This is a genomic window from Streptomyces sp. NPDC058632 (assembly GCF_042717095.1).
GTDB lineage: Bacteria > Actinomycetota > Actinomycetes > Streptomycetales > Streptomycetaceae > Streptomyces.
Genome location: NZ_JBHXQZ010000032.1, coordinates 43,720 through 65,259, shown reverse-complemented (window position 1 = coordinate 65,259; position 21,540 = coordinate 43,720). Strand labels below are relative to the sequence as shown.

General features: G+C 71.2%; 16 protein-coding genes. 7 read left to right on the top strand and 9 right to left on the bottom strand.

Translation table 11 applies throughout. From position 1 onward, the window contains the following. The first annotated feature begins 47 nt into the window (after nucleotides 1–47). Both ACFWVE_RS14890 and ACFWVE_RS14885 read left to right on the top strand, forming a co-directional pair. Nucleotides 48–2,639 (top strand): bifunctional FO biosynthesis protein CofGH, encoded by a 2,592-nt coding sequence (locus ACFWVE_RS14890; RefSeq protein ID WP_384013174.1) that lies wholly within the window; start codon nucleotides 48–50, stop codon nucleotides 2,637–2,639. Nucleotides 2,640–2,750: 111 nt separating this feature from the next. Next, nucleotides 2,751–3,332, top strand: coding sequence for a hypothetical protein (locus tag ACFWVE_RS14885; protein ID WP_384013171.1), 582 nt, complete (start codon nucleotides 2,751–2,753; stop codon nucleotides 3,330–3,332). A 99-nt stretch (nucleotides 3,333–3,431) separates the two neighbouring features. Here the strand turns inward: ACFWVE_RS14885 and ACFWVE_RS14880 are convergent, their stop codons facing one another. Continuing rightward, nucleotides 3,432–3,941, bottom strand: a complete 510-nt coding sequence (locus ACFWVE_RS14880; protein WP_384013169.1) for a DUF2165 domain-containing protein — start codon at nucleotides 3,939–3,941, stop codon at nucleotides 3,432–3,434. A gap of 89 nt (nucleotides 3,942–4,030) precedes the next feature. Here ACFWVE_RS14880 and ACFWVE_RS14875 point away from each other — a divergent pair, with 89 nt between their 5' ends. Together ACFWVE_RS14875 and ACFWVE_RS14870 are read left to right on the top strand one after the other, a co-directional pair. Continuing rightward, nucleotides 4,031–6,721: a tetratricopeptide repeat protein gene (locus ACFWVE_RS14875; RefSeq protein ID WP_384013167.1), complete on the top strand. Its 2,691-nt coding sequence runs from the start codon at nucleotides 4,031–4,033 to the stop codon at nucleotides 6,719–6,721. A 124-nt stretch (nucleotides 6,722–6,845) separates the two neighbouring features. Then, nucleotides 6,846–7,982: an ADP-ribosylglycohydrolase family protein gene (locus tag ACFWVE_RS14870; protein WP_384013164.1), complete on the top strand. Its 1,137-nt coding sequence runs from the start codon at nucleotides 6,846–6,848 to the stop codon at nucleotides 7,980–7,982. A 45-nt stretch (nucleotides 7,983–8,027) separates the two neighbouring features. On the opposite strand, the gene ACFWVE_RS14865 is transcribed toward ACFWVE_RS14870, so the two are convergent. The 3 genes from ACFWVE_RS14865 to ACFWVE_RS14855 all read right to left on the bottom strand — a co-directional run bounded on the left by ACFWVE_RS14865 (nucleotide 8,028) and on the right by ACFWVE_RS14855 (nucleotide 14,859). After that, nucleotides 8,028–9,596, bottom strand: coding sequence for a sodium:solute symporter family protein (locus ACFWVE_RS14865; RefSeq protein ID WP_384013161.1), 1,569 nt, complete (start codon nucleotides 9,594–9,596; stop codon nucleotides 8,028–8,030). Nucleotides 9,597–10,063: 467 nt separating this feature from the next. Beyond that, nucleotides 10,064–11,980, bottom strand: a complete 1,917-nt coding sequence (locus tag ACFWVE_RS14860) for a DUF3488 domain-containing protein (RefSeq protein ID WP_384013158.1) — start codon at nucleotides 11,978–11,980, stop codon at nucleotides 10,064–10,066. 218 nt (nucleotides 11,981–12,198) lie between these two features. After that, on the bottom strand, nucleotides 12,199–14,859 hold the full coding sequence (locus tag ACFWVE_RS14855; RefSeq protein WP_384013154.1) for a D-alanyl-D-alanine carboxypeptidase: 2,661 nt from the start codon (nucleotides 14,857–14,859) through the stop codon (nucleotides 12,199–12,201). Nucleotides 14,860–15,087: 228 nt separating this feature from the next. Between ACFWVE_RS14855 and ACFWVE_RS14850 the strand changes: the two genes are divergently transcribed. From ACFWVE_RS14850 to ACFWVE_RS14840, 3 genes are all read left to right on the top strand, one after another. Then, nucleotides 15,088–15,849: a GPP34 family phosphoprotein gene (locus ACFWVE_RS14850; RefSeq protein ID WP_384013151.1), complete on the top strand. Its 762-nt coding sequence runs from the start codon at nucleotides 15,088–15,090 to the stop codon at nucleotides 15,847–15,849. 288 nt (nucleotides 15,850–16,137) lie between these two features. Next, nucleotides 16,138–16,995, top strand: coding sequence for a helix-turn-helix domain-containing protein (locus ACFWVE_RS14845; RefSeq protein ID WP_384013148.1), 858 nt, complete (start codon nucleotides 16,138–16,140; stop codon nucleotides 16,993–16,995). Between the two features lie 227 nt (nucleotides 16,996–17,222). Further along, on the top strand, nucleotides 17,223–17,414 hold the full coding sequence (locus ACFWVE_RS14840; RefSeq protein WP_042169210.1) for a DUF397 domain-containing protein: 192 nt from the start codon (nucleotides 17,223–17,225) through the stop codon (nucleotides 17,412–17,414). Between the two features lie 232 nt (nucleotides 17,415–17,646). Here ACFWVE_RS14840 and ACFWVE_RS14835 read toward each other — a convergent pair whose 3' ends face one another. From ACFWVE_RS14835 to ACFWVE_RS14815, 5 genes are all read right to left on the bottom strand, one after another. After that, a complete protein-coding gene (locus ACFWVE_RS14835) occupies nucleotides 17,647–18,498 on the bottom strand; it encodes a MerR family transcriptional regulator (protein WP_384013145.1) in 852 nt (283 codons plus the stop codon). A gap of 139 nt (nucleotides 18,499–18,637) precedes the next feature. Then, nucleotides 18,638–19,147, bottom strand: a complete 510-nt coding sequence (locus tag ACFWVE_RS14830; RefSeq protein ID WP_384013142.1) for a glutathione peroxidase — start codon at nucleotides 19,145–19,147, stop codon at nucleotides 18,638–18,640. 360 nt (nucleotides 19,148–19,507) lie between these two features. Next, nucleotides 19,508–20,335, bottom strand: coding sequence for an SAM-dependent methyltransferase (locus ACFWVE_RS14825; protein WP_384013139.1), 828 nt, complete (start codon nucleotides 20,333–20,335; stop codon nucleotides 19,508–19,510). A 340-nt stretch (nucleotides 20,336–20,675) separates the two neighbouring features. Further along, nucleotides 20,676–20,834, bottom strand: coding sequence for a hypothetical protein (locus ACFWVE_RS14820; RefSeq protein ID WP_384013136.1), 159 nt, complete (start codon nucleotides 20,832–20,834; stop codon nucleotides 20,676–20,678). Nucleotides 20,835–20,936: 102 nt separating this feature from the next. Continuing rightward, complete coding sequence (locus ACFWVE_RS14815) at nucleotides 20,937–21,458, bottom strand: hypothetical protein (RefSeq protein WP_384013133.1); 522 nt, start codon at nucleotides 21,456–21,458, stop codon at nucleotides 20,937–20,939. Nucleotides 21,459–21,540 lie beyond the last annotated feature (82 nt).

The following is a 21,540-nucleotide window of genomic DNA, read 5'->3' as shown; positions in this document are numbered from 1 at the left end:
CCACCCGGCCCCCTATGTCCTGATCACCCCGAACGTATCCTCGAAGAATGACGACATCGGCATCCGCGACCTCCGGAACCGGCCCGACCGAGAACTCCATGCGTCGCGCCCTCAAACGGGCGAGGGACGGGGTGTCCCTCGACGTCGCCGAGGCGGCCGTCCTGCTCCAGGCGCGCGGCGAGCAGTTGGAGGACCTGTCCGCCTCGGCCGCCCGGGTCCGGGACGCGGGCCTCCTGGCCGCGGGCCGGCCCGGAGTGATCACGTACTCGAAGAGCGTCTTCATCCCGCTGACCCGGCTGTGCCGGGACAAGTGCCACTACTGCACGTTCGTCACCGTGCCCGGCAAGCTGCGCCGCGCCGGGCACGGGATGTTCATGTCGCCGGACGAGGTGCTCGACGTCGCCCGCAAGGGAGCCGCCGCCGGCTGCAAGGAAGCCCTCATCACCCTCGGCGACAAGCCCGAGGACCGCTGGCCCGAGGCGCGCGAGTGGCTCGACGCGCACGGCTACGACGACACGATCGCGTACGTCCGCGCCGTCTCCGTCCGCATCCTGGAGGAGACGGGCCTCCTCCCGCACCTCAACCCGGGCGTGCTGACCTGGACCGACTTCCAGCGCCTCAAGCCCGTCGCGCCGTCCATGGGCATGATGCTGGAGACCACCGCGACCCGCCTGTGGTCCGAGCCCGGCGGCCCGCACCACGGCTCCCCGGACAAGGAACCCGCCGTCCGCCTGCGCGTCCTGGAGGACGCCGGCCGCTCCTCGGTCCCCTTCACCTCGGGCATCCTCATCGGCATCGGCGAGACGTACGAGGAGCGCGCCGAGTCGCTCTTCGCGCTGCGGAAGGTCTCCCGGGCCCATCACGGCATCCAGGAACTGATCATCCAGAACTTCCGCGCCAAGCCGGACACCGCGATGCGCGGCATGCCGGACGCGGAACTCGACGCCCTGATCGCCGCGGTCGCCGTCGCCCGGCACGTCCTCGGCCCCGGCGCCTGCATCCAGGCCCCGCCCAACCTCGTCGACTCCGCGTACGAGCGGCTGATCGCCGCCGGCATCGACGACTGGGGCGGCGTCTCCCCGCTCACCATCGACCACGTCAACCCCGAACGCCCCTGGCCGCAGATCGACGAGCTCGCCGAGAGGTCCCGCGCGGCCGGCTTCGAACTGAGGGAACGCCTCTGCGTCTACCCGGAGTTCGTCCGGCGCGGCGAGCCCTGGCTGGACCCGCGGCTGCGCCCGCACGTGGCGGCGCTCGCCGACCCGAAGACGGGCCTGGCGCGCTCCGGTGCCCTCCCCGAGGGGCTGCCCTGGCAGGAGCCGGACGAGGCGTTCACCGCCACCGGCCGCACCGACCTGCACCGCACCATCGACACCGAGGGCCGCACCGGCGACCGCCGCGACGACTTCGACGAGGTGTACGGCGACTGGGGTGCCCTGCGCGAGGCCGCCGCCCCCGGCATGCGGCCCGAGCGCATCGACACCGACGTACGCCAGGCCCTCGCGACCGCCGCCGACGACCCGACGCGGCTCACCGACGACGAGGCCCTCGCCCTGCTGCACGCGGACGGCCCGGCGCTGGACGCCCTGTGCCGGATCGCGGACGACGTACGGAAGTCGGCGGTCGGCGACGACGTCACCTACATCGTCACCCGCAACATCAACTTCACCAACGTCTGCTACACGGGCTGCCGTTTCTGCGCCTTCGCGCAGCGCCGCACGGACGCCGACGCGTACACGCTCTCCCTGGACCAGGTGGCCGACCGTGCCCAGCAGGCGTGGGAGGTGGGCGCGGTGGAGGTCTGCATGCAGGGCGGCATCCATCCCGACCTGCCCGGCACGGCGTACTTCGACATCGCGAAGGCGGTGAAGGAACGCGTCCCCGGCATGCACGTGCACGCCTTCTCCCCGATGGAGGTGGTCAACGGCGCCACCCGTACCGGCCTGTCGATCCGTGAATGGCTGACCGCCGCCAAGGAGGCCGGCCTGGACACCATCCCCGGCACGGCGGCGGAGATCCTCGACGACGAGGTCCGCTGGATCCTGACCAAGGGCAAGCTGCCGGCGGCCACCTGGACCGAGGTCGTCGAAACGGCCCACGGCCTGGGCATCCGCTCCTCGTCCACGATGATGTACGGCCACGTGGACCAGCCCCGTCACTGGCTCGGGCACCTGCGCACCCTCGCCGGTATCCAGCAACGCACCGGCGGCTTCACGGAGTTCGTCACCCTCCCCTTCATCCACACCAACGCCCCCGTCTACCTGGCCGGCATCGCCCGGCCCGGACCGAGCACCCGCGACAACCGCGCGGTCACGGCGATGGCCCGTCTCCTCCTCCACCCCCACATCCCCAATATCCAGACCAGCTGGGTCAAACTGGGCGCGGAGGGTGCGGCGGAGATGCTCCGCTCCGGCGCCAACGACCTGGGCGGCACGCTGATGGAGGAGACCATCTCGAGGATGGCCGGCTCGTCCTACGGCTCGTACAAGTCGGTCAAGGACCTGATCGCGGTGGCGGAGGCGGCGGGCCGCCCGGCCAGGCCCCGCACCACCCTGTACGGCGAGGTCCCGAAGGAGCGGCAGCAGGCGGCCCGCGCCTCGGACGGCCACCTGCCGGAACTGCTGCCGGTGCTGGACTGAGGAGTCGAGGGAGAAACCGAGCTGGGCAGGCCGGGCAGTAGGATGATCTGACTCCTGGTGCCCCTGGCGCCAGGGGGTCGGAACTCCGCCCGACCTAGGAGATGCGTACCGGTGCCTGCCCGTCTTCCTTCGTGGGCCTGGGTGACCGGGCTGACCACGGGGGCGATAGCCGTAGTGGCGGTCCTGGGCGTCCAGGCGGACCAGGGGACGAAGCCCACCGCGTCCACGAGCCGCCCGAGTACGCCGGCGACGGACCCGGACGCGAAGCCCTCGGCCGGTCCCGGGGACGAGGAGGAGGCGGAGCCGAAGGAGCCGGCGGTCCCGGCCGACTCCGGCACCGGCCGCCGTATCGTCTACTCCCTCGACACGCAGCAGGTGTGGCTGGTCGACGCGAGCGACGCCCCGCGCCGCTTCTTCGAGGTCTGGCCGGGCACGGTCGCCCCCGACCCCGGTACGTACACGATCGGCACCCGCACCGAGGCCACGACGGGCAGCGACGGCGTGGAGATCGAGCACATCATCTACTTCGCCGCGAAGTCCGGCGTCTCCATCGCCTTCTCCAACGCCGTCGACGGCTCCTCGCCCCCGCCCGCCGAGGGTCGCCAGACCGGCGGCATCCGCGTGGCGAAGGCCGACGGCGAGGCCCTGTGGACCTTCGGAACGGCGGGGACGACGGTGCGGGTCGTCGAATAACTGTGTGGGATCAGACCTTCTCGGCCCTCAGCCATGGGGCCCGTTACGGCATCGGAAATGCCATAACCGCTCGGAGTGGTGACGACCTCGGGGAGACCGTCAGCCGGCGTCGGCTCTTCCCTCCGGGAATCCCGGCAGCTGGTCGACCAGCAGGACCACCCCGCTGAAGACGAACGCCCGGGTCGCCGCGTCCAGGCCGTTCCAGTCCTCCGACTGCCACATCGCGAACCACTCGCCGCCGATCGCGAGGAAGCCGCCGCCGAACAGGAGCATGACCATGAGGAGGCCGTAGGTGGAGACGCGGCGGGCGCGGGTGTGGTCGCGTCGGGTCCAGAGCCAGGTGCCGTGGGCCAGGACCAGTGCGGCCACCGTCTCCCACACGATGATCGCGACGTACGCCGCGTCCTGGAGCCCTTCGTTCGTGATCGCGCGCCACATCAGGTCGTCGTCCCCGAACGTGGTGTCCATGGCCAGGACGTGCCGGACGAACTCCTGGTTCGTGCCGAAGTCCGTGATGTTGCCGAAGGACACGAGCGCCATGTAGAGGGCGACGGAAGCGGTGAGGAGGGTGGCGGTGAGGGGGAGCACGCCGCGCGGGGTGGTGGCCATGGCGGTTCCTTTCCCCGTGCGACCCGCCGTGTCCCGTCTGCATTGAGCCAGAATGGGGCCGGTCGGGATCCGGGCGAGGGGACGTACACGTGGCGCAGGCACGGCCGTCGATGCAGCAGCTCGTCCAACAGCGCCGACGTGCCGGACTGGTGGCCCGCAGCGCCGAACTGGACTTGTTCCGGGTGAACTTCGACATCCCGCCCGAGGACGAACGGCACCGGTTCCGCTTTCACGTGCATGGCAACGCGGGTGTCGGGAAGACCTTTCTGGTCCGGGAGTTCGAGCAGATCGCCCGGGAGCGCGGCGCGTTGACGGCGTACGTCGATGAGAGCACGGGGAGCGTGCCCGAGGCGCTGGAAGTGATGTGTCGTCAGTTCAGTTCTCAGGGGCACCGGTTCAAGGACCTGGAACGCCTGCTCGTCAGCCACCGCGAGCGGCTCCATGAGGCGGAGGCGGCCGCGCTCGCTACGCTGGTCCCGGAACCGGAGGGAACTCCGTCGGCCGGCAGCATGGCCGTCGCGCGGGCCGGACTGGCCGGACTGGGCCTGGTCCCCGGCGTCGGCCCCTTCGCCGGTGTCCTCGACCCCGCGCAACTCGCCCAGGGCGCCGACCGGTTGCGAGCCGGGCTGAGCGCACGCTTCCGCAGCCACGAGGACGTGCGGCTCGTCCTCTCCCCGGAGAGCGTCCTCACCCCGGTCCTGGTGAACGAGCTGTCCGACGCGGCTTCGGACGTACCGTGGATCGCCCTGTTCCTCGACACCTATGAGCAGACCGGCCGCTTCCTCGACGGCTGGCTGCACGACCTCATGACGACCGACCGCCACGGCCCGCTGCCCGCCACGATCGTCGTGGTGACCGCCGGCCAGCGCCGTGTCGACCCCGCCCGGTGGAGTGGGTTCGCGGACCACATGACCGTCCTCCCGCTCGCGCCGTTCACGGAGGCCGAGGTGCGCGGACTGCTCGCCGCACGGGGCGTCGTCGCCGATCCCGTCGTCGCCGAGGTGCTCCGGCTCACCGGCGGGCTGCCGGTCCTGGTGTCCACCCTCGCCGAGACCCGGCCCGCCGGCCCCGACGAGGTGGAGGACCCCAGCGTCACCGCGGTCGACCGGTTCCTGAAGTGGGAGCAGGACCCGGTACGCAGGGCCGCCGCTCTGGCGGGCGCACTGCCCCGATGGCTGGACGCCGACGTGTTCGGGGCCGCCCTGGCGGGGCGCGGGCGCGGGAACGAGTACCACGAGTACGACGAGGGCCGACTGGACGAGCTGTACGGATGGTTGAGGAGCCTCCCCTTCGTCGGCGCGCAGGCGTCGCGGCTCCGGTACCACGATGTCGTACGCGCGCCCATGCTCCGTATGCAGCGCACCTGGTTCCCGCGTGGGTGGGCCGAGCAGCAGCGGCGGCTCGCGGCGGTGTTCGGGCAGTGGCGCGAGGAGGCCGAGGCCGGACGGGACACAGCGGAGCTGTGGGCCGACGAGGAGTGGCGGGAACTGCGGCTCGCGGAGTCGTACCACCTGCTGTGCGCGCGGGAGCGGTCCATGCCGGCGCAGGTGCTGCGCGACCTCGTCGAGGCCTGCGACCAGGGAGAGTCCGTCGCGGGACGATGGACCCGGCTCCTGGAGGACGCGGGGCGGGACGCGGACCTGGAGGCCGTGGCCCGGTGGGGCCGGGACCTGTCGGAGGCGCTCGACGGTGGCGGCACGCACGCCGTCATGGTCCGGTTGCTGGACCGGCTTCCGGGTCCGTCGCCGGTCCCGCCTTCGGGCGGGCGGCACCGCGACTCGTCGGATGCGGACCGGCGCCTTCGCCGACGGCCTCCGACGGAGGACGACACGGACCTGCCGGCAGTCCCGGTGAACCGCGCCGAGCCGCCCGCAGCGGTGACGGCACAGGCCCCGCCACCCGAGGAGGCGTCCTGGAGCGCGGGGCCGCGCAGCGAACGGCCGCAGGATGCCGAGTCGTCCGATACCGAGTCGTCCGATACCGCGTCGCCCGGAACCTTTCCGGGCGGCCGCGTGCCGGCCGGCGCGGGGCCCGACCGTGCACAGGACGAGGACGGGCGGGAGCCGTCCGACTGGTGGGACCTCGAGCTGTCCCCGGCGACCGCGGCCCGCATCCGCCGGAGCCAGGCCGTCGCCCTGGCCGCCCGGGGTGACTACGCCGCCGCCCTCGCCCACCTGCGGCTGGCCGTCGACCTCGCCCCGGACGACGTCGGGACCTACGCCCTGATGGGGGAGTACTTCCGGGCCCGCCAGACGTACCCGGCCGCGGTGCGGTACCTCCGCAGGGCACTGGCCCTGGACCCGGCCCACGACTACGCCTGGGCCTCCCTCGGCGCCACCCGCCTCGCCCTCGGTGAACCGGCCGCCGCGCTCGCCGACCTCGACCGCGCACTGGAGCTCAAGCCGGACTACCCCTGGGCGCTCATCCGCCGGGCCAGGGTGTGGCGCGCGCTCGACGAACCCGCACGCCGACTGGCCGACCTGACCCGGGCGGTCGCCCTGCAACCCGACTCCCCCTGGGCCCACTGCGAACGCGGCGACGCCCTGCGCGCGGCCGGCCGCGACGAGGAAGCCCTCGCCCACTACGACCAGGCCCTGACCCTGGACCCCGCGTATACGTCGGCGTTCGCGAGCAGGGGCGTGACCCTCTCGAACCTCGGCCGCCACGACCAGGCCCTGCGGGACCTGGACCGTGCTCTGGAACTGAGCCCGTCGTACGGGTGGGCGCGGACGCGGCGCGACGAGGTCCGACGCCGTCTGGACGAGTCCGGGCGTAGGTGACCAGGCGGTCAGACCGGTCACCGCTCCCATACCTCTCCGTGCCCTGAACCGACCCTGATCCGACCGTCCCCGTTCGCATACAGTGCTTGGCGTCGCACGTACGCACGGTGTCCGGGAGGTCTGGGTGGACGCGACTGGCGGACCCGTGTGGGGGCGCCGCGAGCAGCAGGACTTCCGCAGCCGGGTGCGCGGGACGCTGCTCGGGGTGGCCGTCGGGGACGCGCTGGGCGCGCCCGTGGACGGCCAGGGCGTCGACGCGATCCGTCAGGCGCACGGCGCCGCCGGGATCACCGGGCTCGCCCCCGCCCACGGCCGACGCGGCGCCGTCACCCACCTCACCCAGATGACCCTGTTCTCCGTGGACGGCCTGATCCGCGCCCAGGTGCGGCGCGACACCGGTGCCTGGCACCCGCCGACCGATCTGCACCGCGCGTACCTGCGCTGGGCCACCACCCAGCGGGACTGGGGGCCCGACGAGCGCCGCAAGGAGGACGGGTGGCTCGCCCGCGAGGAGTGGCTCTATGCCCGCCGCGACCCGGCCCGCGCGCTGCTGGTCGGGCTCGGGGACGAGACCATGGGCACGCCCGAGGCTCCCAAGAACCCCGGAGCGGCGGGCCCCGAGGCGGCGGCCCGGTCGGCGCCCTTCGGGCTGCTCGTCGGCTGGGAGCCGCAGCTCGTCGCCCAGCTCGCCGTGGAGTGCGCGGCACAGACCCACGGCCATCCGACCGCCTACCTCGCGGCCGGCGCGTACGCGGTGATCGTGCACGGGCTGGCCCGGGGCGAGACCCTCGACACGGCGGTGCAGCGGGCCCTCGCGCTGCTGGCCGCACGGCCGGGGCACCAGCCCGTGTCGGACGCCCTGCAGCACGCCCTGGGCGCCGTGCGGCAGGGCATTCCCACACCGGAACGGGTGACCCGGCTGAGCGGGACCGGGACCGCCGAGGGGCTCGTCGCCGTCGCCGTGTACTGCGCGCTGGTGGGGGAGGACATACGGCACGGGCTGTGCCTCGCCGTCAACATGGACGGGCCCAGCGCGGCGGCCGGTGCACTGACCGGCGGGCTGCTGGGGGCCCTTTACGGCGAAACGGCCCTCCCGCCGGCCTGGCTGGCCGAACTGGAGGGCCGTCCCACGCTGCTGGAACTCGCCGACGACTTCGCCATGGAGATGACCCAGGGCCCCGCCCTGCACGGGCCCGCCGGGTCGTCCCCGGCCTGGATGGCGCGCTATCCGAGGGGGAGGGGAGGCTCCCTGACCGGGTGACTCCCGTGGCTCCCGTGGCTTTCCGTGCCGCGTGACGGACGGGCCCTAGTCCGTCGTCCGGGCGGGTGCCACGTCCGGGGCTCCGGACTGCGCCGGCACCGCCGCCGCGGCGGAGTCGTCGCCGTCGGTGTTGATGCGCTCGATGACCGCCATCCGTTCCGGGGTGTCCTCCGGCTTCGCGTAGCCGATCAGGACGTACAGGACCAGTGAGACGGCGAGCGGGATCGAGACCTGGTACTCCAGGGGCACGCCCCCCTCGACGGCCCAGTTGACGGGGTAGTTGACCAGCCAGAAGGCCAGCAGGCCCATGGACCAGCTGGTGAGGGCCGCGGTCGGGCCCGAGCGGCGGAACGGCCGCAGCAGACCCAGCATCATCGGGATGGCGATCGGGCCCATCAGGCCGGCCACCCACTTGATGACCACGGTGATGATGTCCTTGAACGTGGGCGAGTTGACCTGTGTCGCCACCGCCATGGACAGGCCGAGGAAGACCACGGTCGTCACCCGGGCCGCGAGCAGCCCCGACCGGTCGTTCCAGCGCCGCGCCTTCGCCGACAGCACCGGGGCGACGTCCCGGGTGAACACGGCCGCGATGGCGTTGGCGTCCGAGGAGCACATCGCCATCGTGTGGGAGAAGAAACCGACGATGACCAGTCCCAACAGTCCATGCGGCAGGAGCTGTTCGGTCATCAGCGCGTACGAGTCGGAACCGTCCGCCTTCTGGGACTCCACCAGCAGCGGCGACATCCACATCGGGAAGAACAGCACCAGCGGCCAGACCAGCCACAGCACCGCCGAGAGCCGTGCCGAGCGCTCCGCCTCGCGGGGTGTGGCCGTGGCCATGTACCGCTGGGCCTGGTTGAGCATGCCGCCGTTGTACTCGAAGAGCTTGATGAAGAGGAACGCCAGCAGGAAGATCGTGCCGTACGGCCCGACCAGCGGCTCCGCATGCCCCTGGAGCTCGGGCTCGTCCCACACTCCGAAGAAGCCGCCATGGTCGCCGAGTTCGGCCACCACCGCGACGAACATGGCTATACCGGCGAGGAGTTGGATAATGAACTGACCCAACTCGGTCAGTGCGTCCGCCCACAGGCCACCGATGGTGCAGTAGATCGCCGTGACCACGCCGGTGATGAGGATGCCCTCGTTGAGCGAGATACCGGTGAACACCGCCAACAGCGTGGCGATCGCGGCCCACTTCGCGCCCACGTCCACGATCTTCAGCAGCATGCCGGACCAGGCCAGTGCCTGCTGGGTCTTCAGGTCGTAACGGTTCTTGAGGTACTCCAGCGGGGACGCCACATGGAGCCGGGAACGCAGCCGGTTGATCCGCGGGGCGAACAGCTTCGACCCGATGGCGATACCGAGGGCGATGGGGAAGGACCAGGTGACGAAGGACGTCACACCGTACGTGTACGCGATGCCGGCGTAGCCGGTGAACATCACCGCGCTGTAACCCGACATGTGGTGGGAGATGCCGGAGAGCCACCAGGGCATCTTGCCGCCGGCCGTGAAGAAGTCGCTGACGTTGTCCACCCGCTTGTGCGACCAGACACCGATGGCGACCATCACCGCGAAGTAGCTGATGAGTACCGCCCAGTCGAGACTGTTCATGTCCCCCCTTCCAGGGTCCGCCTTGTGAACTCCGCTCAGCTGGTTGGCACTTCGCCCGAGCGGGGTAGGTCTGCGGTGGGTCCGAGGTACTTCTGCGGCAGGGTGCGAAGTGCCCGCTCATCGTGAAGGCGTAGGCGTGGGCACGACAAGGAAGGGGAAGGTCAAGAGCACGCAAAAATGTTCACGCTGATGACCAACGTTCATGGTTTCGAATGTCTGGGTGGGGTGGAGTGGGGTGGGGCGGGGACCGCCGGGACCAGCGCGTGAGTGCACCCGCGTCGACGAGCAGCGACTGCCCCGTGACCACCCGAGCCCGCTACGGCGCTACGGCGGACGCTACGGCGCTACGGCGCCAGGAACGCCGCCACGTCCGGCACATGGCAGTCCGCCACATCCGGCGCGGCAGCACGGTGTTCACCGGATCCGGTACGGCACCGACCGGTTCGTGGACCCGCTGCGTCGGCCGGTCAGCTCAGCTCCTCCGGGCACGGCGTGCCCCGCGGCACGCCGTACGGCGCCGCCAGCCGGTACGTGCCCGGCTCCGGCGCGAGCAGCACGGTCCACTTGTCGCCGTTCTCGTCCTCCTCGGTCTCCATCAGGCAGCCGTTGAGGTTGTCGTACGTCTTTGGCCGGTCGTCCGCGTCCCCGTCGGCGGCGCCGTCACCGTCGGAACGGTTCCTGGACCCCTCCGTCTCCTGCGGCCCCTCCAGCTTGTTGCCGTCCTCGTCGACGATGCTCAGCCACGGCGAGTACGGGATGCGCACGACGACCCGGCCCGCCTTCTCGACCCGCATCGTCATCTCGCTCTGGCTGGCCCGTTCCACGACCGCGTTCGGTTCGGCCAGCGAGGACGGATCCTGCACGGCGAACAGCTGCCAGTTGGCGTCGCCCCAGATCTGCTGGAGATACGGCAGCCCCCGCTGCACCAGTTCCCGCTCCCGCTTACTGCCGTCACCGTCCGGCTCTTCCTTCGGCAGCACCACGAAGTGCACCGCCCAGCGCTTCAGCCACTCGTGATAGTTCGCCGAGTTGAGGGTGTCGTCGTAGAAGAGCGGGTTGCGCTCCATGTCGGCCTGCCGGTTCCAGCCCCGCGCCAGATTGACGTACGGCGCGAGCGCCGAGGCCTCGCGGTGCGAACGCGCCGGGACGACCTCCACCCGCCCCTTGTCGGCGCCGACCTCCTGGAGCTCGTTCACCAGCGGCGCGAGCTCCCGCGCCCAGGACGCGGCCGGCGTCGTGTTCACGACGTCGTCGACCGACTTGTAGCCGATCCATCCGACGAACCCGACGAACGCCACGACGAGCGCGTACCACTTGAGGCTCCGCGGGACCGCGAACGGCAGCGCCGCCACCAGCGCCACCCCGGCGAACAGCATCGCCAGCCGCGTCATGTTGGAACCGATCTGCGAACTCACCAACCAGACCAGCACCACGCCCAGCCCGTACACCGCGGCCGTGATCCGGACCGTGATCCACTCCCGGGGCACCAGGACGTACACCAGGACCGAGAACGCCAGGGGCAGGACCGCCGAACCGAACCCCATCGGCTGCGTCCCCGAGAACGGGAACAGCCAGGCCGACACCGCCACCACCACGGTCGGCCCCAGCCCCAGCGCCCACGCCCCCGGCCGCCGCTTCTGGAGGAACAGCGCCACCGCCACCAGCCCCACGAACAGGCCCGCGACCGGCGAGGACATCGTGGCCAGCGCCGCCAGCGGTGCCGCGCACAGGGCCTTCGCCCAGCGCTTGTAGCGCCAGCGGTGCGGCCAGCAGAACACGACGGCGACCGCGGCCAGCCCGAACAGCACGCCCAGCCCGAACGTCACCCGTCCCGAAGCCGCGTTGCCCAGCAGCCCGAACACGCCCGCGAGCGCGGCCCACAGCGGATTGCGCACCGCCCGGTTGCGGATCAGCAGCATCGTCAGCAGCGCGGCCGACACCGTCCCCGCGAGCATCATCGTCGTCCGCACACCGAGGGCCGACATCAGATACGGCGACACCACGCTGTACGACACCGCGTGCATCCCGCCGTACCAGGCCATGTTGTACGCGGAGTCGGGATGCCGACCGACGAACTCGGCCCAGGCGTCCTGCGCCGCGAGATCGCCGCCACTGTTCGCGAACGTGAAGAACCAGACGATGTGCAGCGCACCGGCGAGCGCGGTGACGGACAGTACCGGATGCCGCAGCATCCGGGCACGTACGGCCGAAACGGCGGCCTTGGGACGGGAAGCCCTGGGACGGGAAGCGGAGGCGGAGGTGCCCGGCGTGCCTTTCGTGTCCGCGCCCGGTGGCCGGCCGCCGGCTTCCGGCAGGGGTATTCGCGGGCCGGACTCCGGGCCCGGATCGGCGTCGTCGGCGCGTGTCGGCTCCGCAGTGGCCACCTGAAGGCACTCCCCGTATGGCGTCTTCGTCTCGCGTCTTCGTGGTGCGTGATCGTGGTGCGTGGTCCGGTCACGGCAGCGGTGCGGTCACCGGCGACCTGCCCGTTTCGCGACGCTAGCACGCACCCCGTCGGCCGTCGCCCGCGGTGGGCACCGGCCGACGGGGTGCGATGCCCACCGCTCGTCGCCGCTGGTCGTCGCTCGTCGTCGCTCGTCGATCAGGCCACGCGCGTCAGCTTGTCCGTGAAGCCCGGTTCCACGAGGTCCTCCTGGAGAGCGACCGGGACCTTGACGGCACCGCTGTCCGTGCCGTCGCCCACGGTGAGCGAGCCCACCTCCGTGCCGGCCTTCGCCTGGTGCGGCACCTCCGTCCCGGCGAACGTCAGCTTCACCTTCAGCCCCGGCCAGCCGGCGGCCTTGAGGTCCTCGGTGAGGACGACGGGCGTCCGGCCGCCCAGCCCGTCGTCCACGTACCCGACGACGCTGCCCTTCTTCAGCACCGTCGTCGACTCCAGTACGTCCTGCGCCGCCCGGATCAGCCGGTCGCCCGCGGAGAGCGCCCCGGCCAGGATCGAGTTGTCGGCGCCGCCCGCGGGCTGGCGCACCACGGCACCGACGATGGTCCGGATCTCGCCGTCGACGTCCTTCTTCGCGGCGAAGACGAGGTTGCCGAGCGCCGAGGTGGTGGTTCCGGGCTTGATGCCGACGACGCCGTTGGACCCCACCAGCTGGTTCCAGTTGGAGTGGTTGACACCCTTGTAGTCGTCGTACGACATCATCGCGGCGATCTCGCGGAAGGCGGGCTGCTTCATCGCGGCCCGGGCCAGCTTCACCTGGTCCACGGCCGTACTCACCGTGGTGTTGTTCAGACCCGAGGGGTCCGTGTACGTCGTGTCGGTCATGCCGAGGTCCTCGGCGGCCTTGTTCATCTTCTCGACGAACGCCTCCTCGGACCCCGCGTCCCAACGGGCGACCAGTCGCGCCACGTTGTTCGCGGACGCGATCAACACGGCCTCCAGCGCCTCCCGCTGCGAGATCTCGTCACCAGCGGTCACATCGACGGTCGACTCCTGGCCGGCGTCGGACTGCTCCTCCGCGGGGCCGTCGATCTCGATCATCGGACCCTCGGCGCCGCTCTTGAGCGGGTGCTCGCGCAGGATCAGATACGTGGTCATGACCTTGGCGACGCTGGCGATCGGCACGGGCTTCTGCTCACCGGAGGAGCCGAAGGTGCCGATCCCCTGCACGTCCAGCGCGGCCTGCCCGTCGGCCGGCCACGGGATGTCGACCTTGCCGCCGTCGAAGGTGAAGCTGTCCTCCGCGGTCAGCTCGAGCGTAGGTGTGGGGAGCGCACGCATGTTCTGCACGACCGCGAAGACGATCACCAGAAGCGCGACCAGCGGCGTCCAGATCTTGACCCGCCGCAGGGCCGTGCGCAGCGGAGTGTCCGGCGGCGGTGGGGTGTTGGTCAGCTCGGCCAGCAGGTCCAGCGGCGGCTTGGGCGGCAGCGGCTGCTGCCGCGTCAGCTCCGGCCCGACCTGCGGGACGGAACGGGTGCCGTCGGCCGGGGGCGCGGACGGCGCGGAGGGCCGTGTCTGAGCCGAAGGCGGCAACCGCAGCGCGGTGGTGGCGGAGTCCCCGCCCTCCGGCAGCTTCGAGGGCTTCTGAGGCTTACGGGTCTCGGGGCCGTCCAGGTCCTTGAGCGGCACGAACGTGCCGGCGCGCCGAGGGCCGGACAGGGGGCCCGACCCGGGCTCGTCCTCGTCCCTGCTCCGGTCCTTGGCCCCGGAGTCCGAGGTGGACTCGGGTTCTCCCTCGTCGGCCGTGCCGGTGTCCTTGGCCGCGTCGCCCAGCTTGAGCATGGTGGTGGGCCGGTCGACGGCGGAAGCGGAGGGGCGCGGGGCCTTGAAGACGGCGGTGGGCTGATCGGTGGGCTGATCGGTGGTCGGCTCGGCGCCGCCGGTGCCGTCGCGATCGTCGTCGTCCGTGTCGGTGCCGTCGGCCCGGTCCGCGCTCGGTGCGGGGGCGGCTTCGGGCTTGGCGCCGGCCTCGGGTTCGGGCGTCGACCCGGAGGGCGCGTCCGCGCCGTCGCTGTCGGAGTCGCTGTCGTCCTCGGCCGTGGGGGTGGCGTCGTCCCCGGGGGAGGCGTCAGCGGTGGCCTGGGAGGCGTCCGGGGCGTCGTCGGTGGCGTCGGCGACGGGGGTTGCGCCGGCGTCGGTCTCCGGCTCGGGCTCGGGCTCGATCCCGGCCTCGGCGGTGGGCACCGGTTCGCTCTCCGAGCCGGAACCGTCGGCCTCGTCGGGCCCCCCGGTCGCGCCGGCATCGTCGGCCGATCCGCCCTCGGAAGCCCCGCCGGGCCCCTCGTCCCGGCTCGCGCCGCCGTCCCCGCCGTCCTCCGGGCCGCTCCTGGCGCCCGTGTCGCCGCCGTCGGCGTCCTCGCCGCCCGCGCTCCGCTCCACCTCGTCCGCCGACCGTACCCACGCCGCGACGACGGCGTCCAACGGCTCACCCTCACCGTCCGTAGCGGAATCGTCACTCCGGACGGACGTCCCGTTGCCTGACTCGGAGTCCGCGGCCTCGACGGCGTCCTCGTCGTCGGCCCGCGCGTCGCGCACCGAAAGCACCCGCGTGGCCGTGTCCACGCCCCCGCGATCCCCCGCGGGATTCGACCACGTGGATGAACCCGAAGTCGCCGTCGCCGTCGCCGTCGACGACGGAGCGTCCCGGGTCGCCGCCAGCCGGGGGTCCCGATTCCCGGCGCCGCCCCCCTCGCTCCTGGCTTCGGGAACCGGACCCGCGCTCCCCGGCGTCGCTTCTTCCGACGACTCGCGCTGCTTCGACCTGTCGGGGAACTCGCCCGCCACCGATGCCTCCTCCATGCGTCGCGCGTCGCGCGTACGCCAACCGAACCGTGAACCCGTCCCGCCGCCCGCGACAGCGCTTCGCAGCCCTGTCCGAACCATCTACCAGTGTCCTGTCTGCGGGCTTCCCCCACGCGGTAGACGAGAACGACATACCTATCGGTTCCCTTACAAACCAGTCACGTGCTCTCGACAGACCAATGTGAGAGGGGTCACCCTGTCACTCATCCACGCGGGGAGGCATGGATGGGCAGGAGCCGCAGAACACTTCCGGAAGAGCTTCTGCTGCTGGCGTTGGACCCGACCACGGGTACCACTGCACAGCCGCAGTCGCTCGACCTCGGTCTGGCCGGAGCGCAGCTAGTGGAGCTGGCGCTGGCCGGACGGATAGCCCCAGACGGGGATCGTATCGCCGTGGTGGTACCACGGCCGACTGGAGATCCGACATTGGACTGCGCGTTGGAGTTGCTGCGAAGGCGCGGCGCTCCGGTCCGGGCGGTCAACTGGATTGGCGGGCCGCGACTGGGGCTTCGCCAGACCTACCTCTCGTATCTGGAGCGGTGCGGCATGGTGCATGCCGTGGCCGGTCAGATGTGCGGGGTGTTGCCGACGACTCGCTACCAGGCGACGGACACCGAGATCAGCCGGGAGATCAGGGCCCGGCTGGACTCCGCGATCCGTACCGGCGTGCCACCGGACCCACGGACCGCGGCGCTCGCCGCACTGGCGCACGCCGTGGGCCTCGGCAAGCACCTGTACCCGGGGAACGAGGGTCGCTCCTCACGTTCCCGGTTGCGGGACCTGATCCGGCACGACCCGATGGGCGGCCTGGTGGCGCACGCGGTGATGGACGTGCAGAACGGTGTGGCGGCCCAGCCACGCCGCAACCCGGCCCCGGCAGGAGGCCGTCAGGCCGCCACCGCCGGCGGCAGGGGCGGACCGGAACCCGCCCGTGGCGTTCCGGCCCAGCCGCGCCACGGATCCATGGCGCGCGCCGTGGCCCACTAGGCCACTGACCGGCCACGGCACCACAGACCCGGTCACGGGAGCCGCTGTCCGAGCGGGGCGGAGAGAGCGCGTGCGCTCTCTCCGCCCCGCTCGGCGTGCCGGAAACCCGCCACCGTACCGACTCCGCACTGTTCCGTGCCGCCGGCATCCCCGAACCGGGGTGCACCCGCTGGATATCCGTTGTTTCCCAGCGGTAGGAAGCAGCTTGGTGGCAGTCTGCTCAACACCAGATACGCAAAGTGGCAAGTACGAGTAAGTACGAGGCACGCAGCCGGAGGTGCACGTCCCGTGGCGTCCAATGTCAATCCCACCGTCAGGCGACGCCGGCTGGGCCAGGAGCTGCGCAGGCTCCGCGAGCTCAAGGGCATGACGGCGGAGGAGGTGGCGGAGCGACTGCTGGTGTCGCAGTCGAAGATCAGCCGGCTGGAGAACGGCCGGCGCAGCATCAGCCAGCGAGACGTCCGCGACCTCTGCGGCGTCTACGAGGTCGCGGACCAGCGGATCGTCGAGTCGCTGATGCAGATGGCCAAGGACTCGCGCCAGCAGGGCTGGTGGCACGCCTTCGGCGACATCCCGTACAGCGTCTACATCGGCCTGGAGACGGACGCGGAGTCGCTTAGGGTCTACGAACCGCAGATCATCACCGGCCTGCTGCAGACCCGCGCGTACGCCGAGGCGATCGTCCAGGGCGGGTCGCCCGAGTCGTCCGAGCAGGACAACGACAAGCGGGTCGAGGTCCGCCTGCGCCGGCAGAGCCGCATCACCGCCGAGACGGACCCGCTACGACTGTGGGTGGTGCTGGACGAGGCGTCGTTGCGCCGGGTCGTCGGAAGCCGGCAGGTCATGCGTGAACAGCTGGAACACGTCATGGAGTTGTCGCAGCAGCCGCACATCACCGTGCAGGTGCTGCCGTTCGAGGTCGGCGCGCACTCCGGCATCAACGGCCAGTACTCCATCCTGGAGTTCGCGGACGCGGCCGATTCGAGCGTCGTGTACATCGAGGGCGTGACCAGTGACCTGTACCTGGAGAAGCCGCACGACGTGCAGAAGTACACCGTGATGTACGAGCACCTGCGGGCCCAGTCCCTGAACGTGGAGCAGTCCCGTCAGCTGGTCGAGCGGGTCGCGAAGGAGTACGCACGCTGACGTTCCGGCAGGAAAAAGGCGGCACTCTACACCGCTGATATGCCTGGTTGGAAGTATCTCCTGGAATATGCCACCCGGTCGAGTGAATGGCTCCTCCGAAAGAGGATGTTGGCGAGTAGCGTCGATCACGCCAACCGTCAGTGAAGGTTGGCGCAATCCGTTCTGCGGGTCCCTGCCGGAATGCGCAGCCCGGTGACAGCAACTCAGCAACTGGCTACGGAGCGAACATGGCAATTCGTCTGGGCACCACGGAAACGTGGACGACGTCCTCCTACACCAACAACAACGGTGCGTGCGTGATGGTCAGGTCGACCACCGAGGAAGCACTGGAACTCGGGGACACCAAGATCCCCGAGGGTCCGAAGCTGGCCTTCCCCACGGACGCGTGGAGCGCTTTCGTGGCCTCGGTGAAGGCCTGAGGAGGCCGGACCGCACAGAGACGGACAGCGGGCCGCCAGCGGCCCCGCCTTCATGACGGGAGACCTGTCGGCGGCACCACCACAAGCCCGTTCCAGGGCCCCGTCACAAGCCTGATCCCTGCATGACTGCATGACTGCACCACTGCACGGCTGAAGAGCCCTCTCGACGAGATCGCCGTCCTTGCCGAGAGGGCTCGGCCTGTGCCCGCGTCCCGCAGCCGCGGCTACGCCGTTACCGCACCGGGAACGCGATGTCGCACACCGGGTCCTCGGCCCCCGCGGCCCCCCAGTCCGCGAAGTACACCTCCCGGCAGGGCCCCGCGGCCGTCAGCCCTTCGGCCGCCATCCACTGCTCCACGGCCTCGAACGCGGCCAGGATCTGCGGATGAGCCACCTGCGCCTTGGTGATCCGGGTGCAGGCCAGCCGCTGGGCCGGCTCCACCCGCACCGCCGTCTCCCGGGCCCGCCCCTGCGCCTCGGCCCAGGCCCGTGCCGCCGCCTCGTCGGCGACCGGCACGCACGCCTCGGCGGGACCGTCACTCTCCATCGACACCTCGGAGTGGTAGGCGACGAACGGCACCCCGGCCACACCCCCGCACGCCGACGCTGCCTCCTCCAGCCGCCCCAGCGCCGACCCGATCCACGCAGGCAACTCGTCCGCCAGCGTGTGCCGCGTCTCGGTGACCAGTACCTGCCGCGGCACGTCCACCGTCTCGACCACGAACTTCCCGTACATCTCGCAGTTCCTCCCGGAGAGTCGTCCACGGAGGTACTCGGCGAGTGTCCGCTGCCCGGCGATCCGCGCCTCGACGTCCGCCCAGTAGGCGGCGAGCCGGTCGGCCGCCACGGCACCGTCACCCGCGTCGACGACCTCGGCGATCCGGGCGAGCGGCATGTCCAGCTGCCGCAGCAGTGCCACCGTCCGGGCCCGCTCGACCTGGCCCGCCCGGTAGAACCGGTACCCGGTGACCTCGTCGACCCGCGCCGGAACCAACAGCCCCAGCCGGTCGTACAACCGCAACGCCTTGGCCGACAACCGTGCCCGCGCCGCGAACGCGCCGATCCCGAGCAGTTCCTCGTCCACCGCGCCATCCTCCGCCGCCGGGCAGCCCTTCCGCCCGGCGACACGAACGCTCGCCCCTGCCCCAGGGTCAAGGTCAACACCCCGACGAACCCGAGGCCGCCGTACGCGAGGCCGCTCCTCTCGAGGAAGTTCCGTCCGGCTATCCGAGCGCGCCCTCGACCGCCGCCACGACCTCCGCCGACTCCGGCTCGGTCTGCGGCGAGAAACGGGCGACGACCTTGCCGTCGCGGCCGATCAGGAACTTCTCGAAGTTCCAGCGGATGTCCCCGCTGTGCCCCTCGGAGTCGGCGAAGCCGACCAGCCGCTCGTACAGAGCGTGCCGCCCCTCCCCGTTGACCTCGACCTTCTCGGTCATGGGGAAGGTCACGCCGTACGTCGCGGAGCAGAACTCGGCGATCTCCTGCGAGGTGCCGGGCTCCTGCCCCATGAACTGGTTGCAGGGCACGCCGAGCAGCGTGAAGCCCTTCGCGGCGTACTGCTCGTGCAGGCGCTCCAGCCCGGCGTACTGCGGGGTCAGCCCACACTTGGAGGCCACGTTCACGACGAGCACGACCTGACCCGCATACCGTGCCAGTCCGGCGGAACCGCCGCTCAGAGCACCGATCTCGACATCGAGGGGAGAAGAACCGTTGGTCTCTACAGTCGTCATGACCGGATGCTAACTCCGCCACAGGACACGCCGCCCCCTGCCCGGCCACGACGGGCCCTCGATCTCAGGGATGACCGGCCCGCTCCTTCTTCTTCTCCGCGTTCCTGGCCGTCCACGCCCGCCGCCGACGCGCCGCGTTTCCCGGACCCGTGTCCGGCCATGCTGCTCGGTCATGAGGCGCTCGCTCCGCGACGTGGTGACACCGACTGGCCCTCGCATACCGATGGCGTGGAGGGGGCACGCGATTGCTGTGCTGACCAGTGGAAACGTTCCCTGACGTCAGTCGTCCCGTTCGGCATCCCCCGGGATGCCGAACGGGCGGGGAGCCGAACTGCACCGGTTTCCCGCCCGCCCGCCCGCCTACGGCTTGCGGGCCACTCCGCCGTAGGCGTCCACGGCCTTCTCGTCGTCCTCGCCCGGTGTCCCGGCCTCGGGCCGCCACTCCGGGACCCGTACGACCCCCGGTTCGACCAGCTCGAGGCCGTCGAAGAACCCGGCGATCTCCTCGACCTCGCGCACATAGTACGGCACGGCGCCGCTCGAGTTGTACGCGTTCGACGCGGCGATCATGCCCTCGCTCGTCGCCGTGCTGTCGCTGATCACGAGGTAACTGCCCGGGGCAAGCCCTGCCATGAGCCGGCTCACCAGTTCACGGGCCTGCTCGTAGTCGGCGACATGGCCGAGCGTGTTGAGGATGATCAGGGCGACGGGCCGGGACAGGTCCAGCGTTTCGGCGGCGGCCCGCAGGACGGACTCGGGGTCGTGGAGGTCGGCGTCCAGATAGTCGGTGCGGCCCTCGGGAGTGCTGGTCAGCAGGGCGTTGGCGTGGGTCAGCACGATCGGGTCGTTGTCGACGTATACGATCCGCGCGTCCGGAGCGACGCGCTGCGCCACCTGATGCGTGTTGTCGGCGGTCGGCAGGCCCGTACCGATGTCCAGGAACTGCCGTATCCCCTGCTGCAGGGCCAGATGCGTGACAGCCCGCCCGAGGAACCGCCGGCTGGTGTGCGCCACGTCGACCAGCCCGGGGAAGATGCCCTTGATCTGGTCCCCGATCTCCCGGTCGACCTCGTAGTGGTCCTTGCCCCCGACGAAGTAGTTCCAGAACCGCGCCGAGTGCGGCCTCGTCGTATCGATGCGGGCACGTGTCTCGAAACCGGCGCTGTCCTGAGTAGTGTCCTCCGACACGGCTGAGCCTCCTGTGATGAGCGTGACCAGTGGGTCCAACCTAGGCGAACTCGACGCTCTCTCCCCTTGGTTGGCGGCAAACCCGGTGACCGGAGTACTTGTTCCGGCCATCGCCGGAATCCGTACGCACAGCGGAGTGCCCGGTGCTGCACAAGGGGCCCTGTTCCTCCTTCAGGGCGCCGACGAAGGGGCGCACACCGGAGCGAGACGGAGAGGGCGGCACGGGCGGGGTCCGGCGCCGGTGCGGGCCTGCGCCGGCGTGCGGGCCCGGCAGCCGCTCGCCAGGGAGGGCACCGAGGGACGTACGTCTGGTGCGAGCCGGACGTCGCTCGAGAGGCGTTCAACGCGAACCGGCGTCGGAGACAGGGGGAGTGGTGTTGACGAGCCTGGGACGGGGCTCGCCACCGGACACGGCGAGGAGGTCCTTGAGGCAGCGTGCCGCCAGGAGCCGGTTCCGGGGGTTCTTCGTGTTCAGGCCGCCGACGAGCTGCTTGAGCATGGCCAGGCTGTCGAAGTGGACGCGCTCGCGGACGAGGTTTTCATCGGCGTCGAAGACGAAGTACGCCGTGGATACCGGCTGGAGGGACGAACCCGTGCTGTGTCAGCCGCAGTTGATTTCGGGTATGTCGGACCGTGTGACGGGGTCGGTGCCGGTGCCGTCGACGCGGAGGCTTCCGCTGTCGCGCCCCCAGTCCAGCTCGTACGTACCGGAGCGGAAGGGGCGGTAGCCGTCGTCGACCGTCCACGAGCCGACGCGCCGGCCCAGGCCGCCGGCCCCCACCTCGAATACCTCACCGCCACCCATGACCAGGAAGGACGTCTCCCGCACCGCAACCCGGCAGCCACCGGGCCCCTCGGGCTCGAGGACGAAGTAGTCGGCTCCGTTGAGCAGATCGTCGCCCGCGCCGAACACGATGGCCAGTGCGGCGGCGGCAGTTGACAGGAAGAGCATCCAACGCGGTACGCGTGGGGGTTGCCTCGCCCCCGCATCGGCTGCCGAGCGGCGCGATGTGCTGTGCATCCGCATGAGCAGCCCCAGCGCGATGCAGAGCAGCGCGCAGCCCATTCCCCAGCCGGGAACCACCCGTCCCGCCACCACCAGCAGACCGCTCCAACTGGCCACGCCGGCAAGGACCGCACAGCCGACAGCGGCGGCCCGCAACCCGAACGACCCTCGCGAACCGCCCCGTTCTGTCTTCACCGGT

Bases quoted from the DNA above. Each gene is read 5' to 3' on its own strand.
- ACFWVE_RS14890 (WP_384013174.1), top strand. From the start codon at position 48: ATGACGACATCGGCATCCGCGACCTCCGGAACCGGCCCGACCGAGAAC.
- ACFWVE_RS14880 (WP_384013169.1), bottom strand. From the start codon at position 3,941: ATGGCCACCACCCCGCGCGGCGTGCTCCCCCTCACCGCCACCCTCCTC.
- ACFWVE_RS14865 (WP_384013161.1), bottom strand. From the start codon at position 9,596: ATGAACAGTCTCGACTGGGCGGTACTCATCAGCTACTTCGCGGTGATG.
- ACFWVE_RS14855 (WP_384013154.1), bottom strand. From the start codon at position 14,859: ATGGAGGAGGCATCGGTGGCGGGCGAGTTCCCCGACAGGTCGAAGCAG.
- ACFWVE_RS14850 (WP_384013151.1), top strand. From the start codon at position 15,088: ATGGGCAGGAGCCGCAGAACACTTCCGGAAGAGCTTCTGCTGCTGGCG.
- ACFWVE_RS14840 (WP_042169210.1), top strand. From the start codon at position 17,223: ATGGCAATTCGTCTGGGCACCACGGAAACGTGGACGACGTCCTCCTAC.
- ACFWVE_RS14830 (WP_384013142.1), bottom strand. From the start codon at position 19,147: ATGACGACTGTAGAGACCAACGGTTCTTCTCCCCTCGATGTCGAGATC.
- ACFWVE_RS14820 (WP_384013136.1), bottom strand. From the start codon at position 20,834: ATGCTCAAGCAGCTCGTCGGCGGCCTGAACACGAAGAACCCCCGGAAC.